Origin of the sequence: Sphingobium terrigena (assembly GCF_003591655.1) — a bacterium.
Lineage (GTDB): Bacteria > Pseudomonadota > Alphaproteobacteria > Sphingomonadales > Sphingomonadaceae > Sphingobium > Sphingobium terrigena.
This window is the reverse complement of the sequence record NZ_QVRA01000081.1, coordinates 1-1,496: the sequence shown is the minus strand read 5'-3', so window position 1 is coordinate 1,496 and position 1,496 is coordinate 1. Positions and strand designations below refer to the sequence as shown.

Genomic DNA, 1,496 nt, shown 5'->3' with positions numbered 1-1,496 from the left:
CGTCCTGCCTGCGTTCACCCGCGTCGATGCCGCCGCGTTCTTCAAGCTCACCCCCCACATCGAGGCGCAAATCAACGTCGAGAACCTCCTCGACAGCAATTATTTCTCGTCCGCCTACAACGATAACAACATCATGCCCGGTGCGCCGACAACCGCGCGAGCGACGGTTAGAATGAGCTTTTAGGCAAAGGCTTTTCCTTTGGTGCTGGATGCTTTCACCGTAGTTGTTCAGCACGCACTAAACCGCCTCCTCGGCGGGGGGGCAGACTGAACCGCCCCATTCATTTCCTCCAGAAGTCGATAGTGTCGGTCCATCTACCGAGCCGCTACCATTCTTTGACGATTCCGCTGGCCATCGTCCAGCTCCTGCGGGCAGCGGCATGGCCATGTGCCGCTGCCCGGCTCACGAGCAATATCGGCGGCTTGTCGCCAATCGCGCTATGTGGCCGCGATAAACGTCGGCATATGTACGGCCATGCCCTTGCCGGCAGCCGCCACGCACATAATAGTCGCCGCCTCGCTTGACCTAACGAGCACCATGGTTGCCGCCGTAGCTGCGCTCGGAATGTCAACAGAGGTTAATCAGGGAAATTGAAACAGCGGGACGCGTGGATCGCCGGCCTGCGTGCGAGCTGTGAACGATTGGACGCAATGGAAAAGTGCGCCGCCGCGCCCGGGGGCGTTCCCGCTTAGTGACATTCGTTCACGTCGGATTCGAGGGGTGTTCGCCGGCCGTGCGTAAAGGATGTGAGCACGGCGGAGGAATGAACATGGATATGGATTTGGACAGCGCCTTGCGCCGCCTTGCCGAGCAGCCGCTTCATCCCCGGCTCGCTGAACTGGAAGGCGATGTCATGCGGTTGATCGCGGCGGAGCGGCGCGCCGGCGGCGGAGTGACACTGCGGACTGGCATGCTGGCAGCGGTAGGCGCAGTCGCCTTGGGAGTGGTGGGCGGCGGCTTGTCGTCCGCAGCGGCGACTGCGCAGGTGCCGGCGCTGACACCTTTCGGGCCCGCCACGCCGCTAGCGCCTTCGACCTTGCTGGCGTTCCAGTGACGAGCGGCGCCCGGAGAACGATGCTGATCGCGGCCGTCGTGTTCTTGGCAGCGATCGCAGGCGTGTGGGCTGGGCGCGAGTTGTTCCCTTCCCCACCGAGCCCGGGCGTGGAACTTCATAGCNGAACTCAGGGCCGACAACGCGCGGCTCGCCGACGCCATTGAAGTCGAGCATGGCAATGGGCCGCAGGTCGCGGCGGCTGTCGATCGTTCGCACGGCACGATGGGCGAGCTCCAAAAGGAGACGTTGAACCATATGTTCGCGATGCGGCAGATCCTGCGGCCCGACCAGGCGAGGACGTTCGACCGCGCGGTGGTTAAGGCGCTGACCGCAGACGCGCGGTGAGTCTTGAACTTTCGGCCTGCACGGACGGCGAACTCGCCGCCTTGACGCTCGCTGGACGTCAGGCCGCCTTCGCCGAGATCATGCGCCGGCACAAGG

2 protein-coding genes and 1 pseudogene are annotated in these 1,496 nt (G+C 63.7%); all 3 read left to right on the top strand.

Annotated elements, in window-relative coordinates; translation table 11 throughout:
* A partial coding sequence (locus D0Z70_RS24430) for a TonB-dependent receptor (RefSeq protein ID WP_119750792.1) occupies positions 1-184 on the top strand: 184 nt, incomplete at its 5' end.
* Positions 185-770: 586 nt separating this feature from the next.
* Positions 771-1,055, top strand: coding sequence for a hypothetical protein (locus D0Z70_RS24425; protein ID WP_043150728.1), 285 nt, complete (start codon positions 771-773; stop codon positions 1,053-1,055).
* 20 nt (positions 1,056-1,075) lie between these two features.
* Positions 1,076-1,400 (top strand): annotated as a pseudogene (locus tag D0Z70_RS24420) (periplasmic heavy metal sensor).
* Positions 1,401-1,496 lie beyond the last annotated feature (96 nt).

Bases quoted from the DNA above. Each gene is read 5' to 3' on its own strand.
- D0Z70_RS24425 (WP_043150728.1), top strand. From the start codon at position 771: ATGGATATGGATTTGGACAGCGCCTTGCGCCGCCTTGCCGAGCAGCCG.